Annotated in this window: 4 protein-coding genes; 2 read left to right on the forward strand and 2 right to left on the reverse strand. The window is 63.1% G+C overall.

What is annotated here, in order from left to right:
* Nucleotides 1-72: 72 nt before the first annotated feature.
* Together ABDB81_RS07705 and dbpA are read right to left on the reverse strand one after the other, a co-directional pair.
* Complete coding sequence (locus ABDB81_RS07705) at nt 73-2,946, reverse strand: autotransporter outer membrane beta-barrel domain-containing protein (protein WP_346810570.1); 2,874 nt, start codon at nt 2,944-2,946, stop codon at nt 73-75.
* Nucleotides 2,947-3,209: 263 nt separating this feature from the next.
* Nucleotides 3,210-4,613 (reverse strand): ATP-dependent RNA helicase DbpA, encoded by a 1,404-nt coding sequence (dbpA, locus tag ABDB81_RS07710; protein WP_137927233.1) that lies wholly within the window; start codon nt 4,611-4,613, stop codon nt 3,210-3,212.
* A 280-nt stretch (nt 4,614-4,893) separates the two neighbouring features.
* Between dbpA and ABDB81_RS07715 the strand changes: the two genes are divergently transcribed.
* Entirely contained in the window at nt 4,894-5,904 is a 1,011-nt protein-coding gene (locus ABDB81_RS07715) for a class I SAM-dependent methyltransferase (RefSeq protein WP_346810571.1), read from the forward strand.
* A gap of 319 nt (nt 5,905-6,223) precedes the next feature.
* The gene (locus ABDB81_RS07720) at nt 6,224-6,556 is read left to right on the forward strand and encodes a hypothetical protein (protein WP_137927239.1); all 333 of its coding nucleotides are present in this window, start codon (nt 6,224-6,226) and stop codon (nt 6,554-6,556) included.
* Nucleotides 6,557-6,706: the final 150 nt, after the last annotated feature.

Genomic DNA, 6,706 nt, shown 5'->3' on the forward strand with positions numbered 1-6,706 from the left:
CCTGAAAAAAAAAGCCACGTCGCGAAGGACGTGGCTTTTTCATCTACACGGGGATCGACAGAAGCCGTAGGCTTACCAGCGATAACGCACCCCCAGCTTTGCGCCAATCGCATTGCTGTCACCGAAGTTTTGCAGGCTCGTGCGTGCCAGCAGTTCGCCATAGACGCTGTAGCGGTCATCGTCCCAGTTCAGCGACGCGCCTACGCCCAGGCCAGCCCACAGTGCCTGTTCCTTGCTGACCACGCTGATATCCGCCACGCGTGCCGAGGTACCGTGCAGGAAGTCGTAGTACAGGTTGGTGATGCCGTACACATGCGAGCGGCTGGTCTTGCCATTGGCGGCGGTCCACTTGGTTTCGTGATCCAGCGAAACGCCCAGACGCGAGACCAGGCTGTTGCCGTTGTCGCGCGAAACATTGGCGCCGTACTGGTCGGTGAACGCGTCGAAGCGGACCTGCGACCATGCGAGTTGCGCCTGCGGCGTGATGGACCAGTTGCCGCCCAGTGCCAGTTGATGGCCGGCTTCCACGCTCGTGGCGACGCCGCTGCCGCGATTGCCGTTGGCAAGCTTGGCCGAGAGCGTCGACGAGCGGATGTCGGTGTCGTACCACGTCAGCGTGGCGCGGGCATCCACGTACGAGCCATTGTTGCCGTACCAAGTGGCCGTACCGCCAAAGCCGTAGCCGGTGGCATCGATCGCACCGTTGCCGAACATCGACGAGACATTGGAGTTGGCAATGCCGTAGTGGAACGTCGGGCCTACCACCAGCGTGCCGGACTGGTTCTGGATGACGGGTGCATCCACACCGCCTTCGAACTTCCACATGCGCACGTTATAGCTGGCGCTGGTCGTGCTGGTCGACGGATCGATGTGCGTGTTCGAGCCTTCCACACGCGCCCAGGCACCGCGACCAATGATCGGCTTGCCAGCGTCCTGCTCGGCTTGCACCGACGCATTGGGCGACCACGAACGATTGCCCACGCGCTGTTGCAGCGTGCCCAGTTCGTTGAAGCGCTGCAGCACGCTCGAATAGGCTTCATACAGCGGCACGGTCGGTGCCAGCAGCGGAGCGGCTGAGGTCGAAGCCGAGCTGCCGGCAACCGTCGTATCGGCCAGCGTCGAACGCAGATACCAGTCGCCATCGGCCGGCGTGGACACGCCATTCTTGTAGAGGCGGTACGCGTACGCACCGGCCACCACGGCTTGCTGGCCCTGGAACGTGTAGTCGCCCGCCAGCGTGAACGTGCCATTCGATGCGCCTTGCACGTCGATGACCTTGATGCCATCGCTAGTTGTTGCGCCCGATCCGCCAACGTTGACCGCGCGGATCTGGCTGGTGCCCGAAGTGTCGCCCGTCACCACCAATCGTCCGGTCGCCGAGGTATCGCCACCGAACACGGTATTGACGCGCACCGTACCGCCATTGCCGATGTAGTTACCAGCGATGGTCAGTACGCCCGAGCCGCCGCCCGGCGTGATCGTGCCAGTGTTGGTGACATCGCCGAAGATCGTGCCGGTGCCTGACAACGTACCGGCTGCGTTCACGGTGACCGGACTCGTGATCGACCCATCGATGGCGAGCGTGCCGAGGTTGATCGTGGTCGGTCCCGTGTACGTGCTGGCGGCGGTCAGCACCGTGGTGCCCGTGCCGTTCTGTGCCAGACCGCCCGCGCCAGAAACGATACCGCCATACGTATAGGCATCGGAACGATTGAAGGCGAGGGTGGCGCCGGTGTTGACCACCACATTGCCGGCAAGGCTGCCGCTGGTGCCGCCATTGCCGATCTGCAACGTGCCTTGATCGACGGTCCACGGCGCAGCGACCGTACCGGTGCCGATCAGCGCCCAGGTACTGGCGCCAGTCTTCGTGAAGTTGTCGAAGTAACGGTATTGCGCGGTGTCGCCGATGGTGGAGACATCGAACACGCTGTTGGTGTCGCCGCCAAGGCGGAGCGTGTCGTTGGTGCCGAGCGCGCTGGCTACGACGTTGCCGACGATGTTGGAACCGGCTTGCAGTTCGAGCGTGGCGCTGGCGTTGGCCACAGTGCCGAACTGAATCGCGTTGGCGGCGCCGCCACCTGCTCGCACCGTTCCCGAGTTGACCATTGTGATGTTGGTGTTGGTCGCCGTCGATATCGCAGCGGCGCCTCGGCCGCCCTCGATGACCCCGGAGTTCTCGAGGGAGAACAGGGCCGTGCCGTTGCCGATCCGCACGCCGATCCCGCCACCGGTTCCTCCGCTCAAGTCGCTACCGCCGCGGATCGTGCCCTGGTTGACGAGACGGCCTGAAGTAAGCGCCGCCGTAAAATTGACGCCAACGCCCCCCGTGCCGCCATTGACGTCACCACCGGAAATCGTGCCGGATGCACTGTTGATGACAGCGGTACCGTTGGCAGCGCTGATGCCTGCACCCCCTGTGCCTGCCGTGGCCCCGCCTCCTTTGATCGCGCCATTGTTGGTGAGCGACGCGCTACCCGCCAACACAAAACCCGTGCCACCAGCACCGCCGCTGTCTGTATCGGTCCCACCAGTGATCGAGCCGTTGTTGATAGAAGATCCGCCGCTGACGGCCTGACCACCGCCCGGCGAGGCGCCGGTTGCGCCAACATAGATGCCGTTGAATGTCCGGTCTCCGGTGAACCCACCGGCACCCGAAGCCCGGGTCAGCGTATAGCCTTGCGTATCGACGGTGACCCGCTTGCCGGCCGCCGGTAATGTAGTGGCGATAGTCAGCGTGAAACTGTTGGCTAGACGGATCGTCGCACTGGCGTCACCGTCAGAGTTTGCCGCCGACAGTGCGGCGCGAAGCTCGGTTTCATTGCTGACCAGATACTCGGCCGCCGACGCCCCCACCGGAAACATCAACGCCACCGCCAGAGTAATAGAGGACGCTTGCGGCGCGCGCACGGCTACCTGCCGCATTCCACGACAAAAATTGGACTTCATTGAACTACCCCGTTTCTATGTATTGTTTTAGCTACAAAGCGTAGCCGGGGGCGATCTTAGATCACGTGATGAGGCGTATGTAAGTACTACAAACAGCAGGGTTATGTGCTGTCGCGAACGTGCGACGGTGATTGAAGGAAGTGTTGCAATGGGTTGCCACCATGATCCAAATGGTCTAGAGCGCACGCTCTAAACGTGATTCCGCTTGGCGGAATCACATCATGGTGGCGGGGGGAGGGTGGGTGGGTTGAGTCGAACTAGCTTCAGGCGGTCAGCATCCGCACCTTGACCTTGCGGCCCTTGACCTTGCCTTCGTTCAGGCGCTTCATCGCCTCGCGGCCAATGGCGCGATCCACGGCGATATAGGTCGACATCTCCATCACGTTGATCTTGCCGATCTGTTCCTTGGTGTAACCCGCCTCGCCGGTCAGCGCGCCGAGGATGTCGCCGGGGCGAATTTTTTCCTTGCGCCCGCCCAGCATCTGCAGCGTGACCATCGGGGGCAGCAGGCGTCCGCCGTTCGACGGCGTCAGCTCGCTGAGCGGATGCCACTTGAACGTGGTGCCCGTATGCTGCTCGATATTCCCCACGCGGCCCATCTCGTCGAGGCTGGCGAGACTGAAAGCCCAGCCTGCTTCGCCAGCACGTCCGGTGCGGCCGATGCGGTGAACGTGAACCTCGGGGTCGGGCGTGACATCCACGTTGATCACGGCTTCCAGTTGCGCGATGTCGAGTCCGCGCGCGGCCACGTCGGTCGCCACCAGCACCGAACAGCTCCGGTTGGCAAACTGCACCAGCACCTGATCGCGGTCGCGCTGTTCCAGATCGCCATGCAGCGCCAGTGCGGCATAGCCTTGCGCGTGCAGCAGTTCGGCCAGGTCGTTGCAACGCGCCTTGGTATTGCAGAAGGCGAGGGTGGTAGCCGGGCGGTAATGGTCGAGCAACAGGCCCACGGCGTTGAGGCGCTCGCCGTTCTGTACCTCGTAGAAGCGCTGGGTAATCGTGCCTGCGTCGTGCGCCTCGGCAACCTTCACCGTCTTGGGCTGGCGCAGGAAGCGGTGGGCGAGCTTGTCGATGGCGGCCGGGTAGGTGGCCGAGAACAGCAGCGTCTGGCGCTCTTTCGGCGCATGGCTGGCGATGAACGAGATGTCGTCATGAAAGCCCATGTCGAGCATGCGGTCCGCTTCATCGAGCACCAGCGTGTTGATCGTGTCGAGGTTCAGGCTGCCGCGATCCAGGTGATCGATGATGCGGCCCGGCGTGCCCACGATCACGTGGGCGCCATGCTCCAGGCTCTCGGCTTGCGGACGGATCGGCGAGCCGCCGCTGAGCGTCAGCACCTTGACGTTGTCTTCCGCGCGGGCGAGGCGACGGATTTCCTGCGTGACCTGATCGGCCAGTTCGCGGGTCGGGCAGAGCACCATCGCCTGCACATCGAAGCGGCGCGGATCGAGGCGGTGCAGCAGGGCCAGCGCAAACGCGGCGGTCTTGCCGCTGCCGGTGCGGGCCTGTGCAATCAGGTCCTGACCCGCCAGCGCCAGCGGCAGGCTGGCCGCCTGGATGGGCGTCATGGCTTCATAGCCGAGTTGGGCCAGGGTTGCCTGCATCGCTGCGGAGAGAGGCAGCGTGGCGAAAGAGGTGGCGGAGGTGGGGGTGGTAGAAGTCATGCCGGATTATAGAGGCAAGGCCGGACGCTGACCTTCCATCTGCACCGGAGGAGGGCCGATGCGCTTCAAACGTCGTATTTTCTCTCCGGCGTGACGCCGACAGGCCACAACTATGTGTCCTGCCGCACCAAAACTCACATCTCGAAACGAACTTGCATTTTGCTGCGTTGCAAGAGTCTGATTAACTCCCTAGACGTTCGCGGTCCTGCGAGCCGATAACAAGGACGTCGGTTTATCGACGGCCATGAGGCAAATTTGCCTTGTCGAGGGGGAGATGTACATGGAACAGCTGCACACGCCCGCCCATCAATGTCTGCCTTCGCTGACATCCGAACGACCCCCGGACGTGAAGGACGACGCGGATCGAGGTCGGGCTTCGGCATCGGCCCATTCGTCCGAGGCTACGCGGACTTACCTGGATCGCTTGCAGCCCTACCTGAAACCCGAGGCCGGCGTGGTAGCCGGCAACTTCCCCGAAGCGCCAATCCGCTTCACGCGCGGCATGCTGGCCAACGCCCACTATTTCAGCCATCCGAAGTGGATGGACAACTGGCTGGCCGAGGTGCACCGGTATCCGGAGTTGCGCGACCGCTGGCTATCCGTGCTGGGATCGCTCGACGGCAAGGTCGTGGTCGATGTGGGCTGCGGACCCGGCAATGTCCTTGCGACACTGGGCGGGCATCCACGTATCGCCATCGGCGTCGACATTGCGGAAGGCAGCCTGTTGCGTGCGGCGTCGGTGGGCTATGTGCCGTTGCTCGCGGACGCCCATGACATGCCGCTGGCCACCGGCATCGCGGACATCGTGGCCATCAACGGATCGTTGCATCACTGCGACGATATGGCAGCCGTCCTGCGCGAAGCCGCGCGGCTCGTGAAACCGGGGGGCCTCCTGATTACCGATCACGATCCACAGCACAGCGCGTGGAATTTCCGCGGCATCGCCATGGCGCTGTGGCGCTTGCGCGTGCCGGTCTATCGCTGGCTGAATCGGGGCGGCCACGCCTCCGCAGACAACGAACAGCAATGGGCACTGGCCACCGAACTTCACCATCGCCCCGGCGATGGCTTGACGGCGCGGCTCGCCCACAGCGTATTCGATCCCCTCGGATGGCAGGTCCGCGTCTTTCCGCATAACCATTTTGTCGGTGCGCAGACCCTGAGCGGCGAGATTGGTCATGCTCCCCTGAAAATCCGCGTCGCCCAGCGTCTGTCCGGCATCGAACCCGGAACCCCGCAAGCGGCGATGAGTCTGTTCTGCGTGGCGCAGGCGCCAGCGTTCGCGGGGTGAACCAGGGCAGGGCGGCAGGGCGCCGAGCCCGGCCGTCCCCGATGAAAATCACCATCATCACCATACTTTCGTATGGATACATGACTACGAACATATCGCTCATGTCATGGGTCCTCTCTTCAGGCGCAGATCGATTAGATATTCGTATAGTCCCGCCTATTCCTCGGTCTGATGGCTAGGGCGGTGAAACCATGGTGTCATGCCGCAGTGGGCCAACGTCCCGTCTTCGGAGACAACGCTGCGTCTCTGACGCGACGCCTGTGGATATTCGCTACTGCCGGAGCCTATTGTCCGGCCCTTACTTGAAGAGAAGAGGATGATGCTGAAAAAGACCGTATCGACGCTGACCGTTGTCGCGCTCACCGCCCTTGGCGCCGTGCAACTGGCCCACGCGCAAAACACCTACAAGAAGGTGGACCCGTACACCGACGGTGCCAAGACCGGCAAGCCCGATCCGTATCTGGACGGTGCCAAGTCCGACAACAAGTTCGACCCGTACTCGGGCGGCGCGAAGAAGTCCACCCGCACCGACCTGGCTCCCCGCAAGGTCGATCCGTACACCGACGGCGCCAAGACTGGCAAGCCCGATCCGTACCTGGACGGCGCCAAGTCCGGCAAGGCCGATCCGTACACGGACGGCGCGAAGAAGTAATTCTTCGTCGGGTTCAAGGAAGACTTGAGCGGCGTCGCAGACTGCGACGCCGCTTTTGCTTTGACGGGGGTTCTTGCGTCCGCTGTGTTACTCCCCTCTCCCGTTTGCGGTGTACAGACCGGAGACATGGGTAACAGGTGTTCGGAGACA

It is taken from the genome of Cupriavidus sp. DL-D2, from assembly GCF_039710735.1.
Lineage (GTDB): Bacteria > Pseudomonadota > Gammaproteobacteria > Burkholderiales > Burkholderiaceae > Cupriavidus.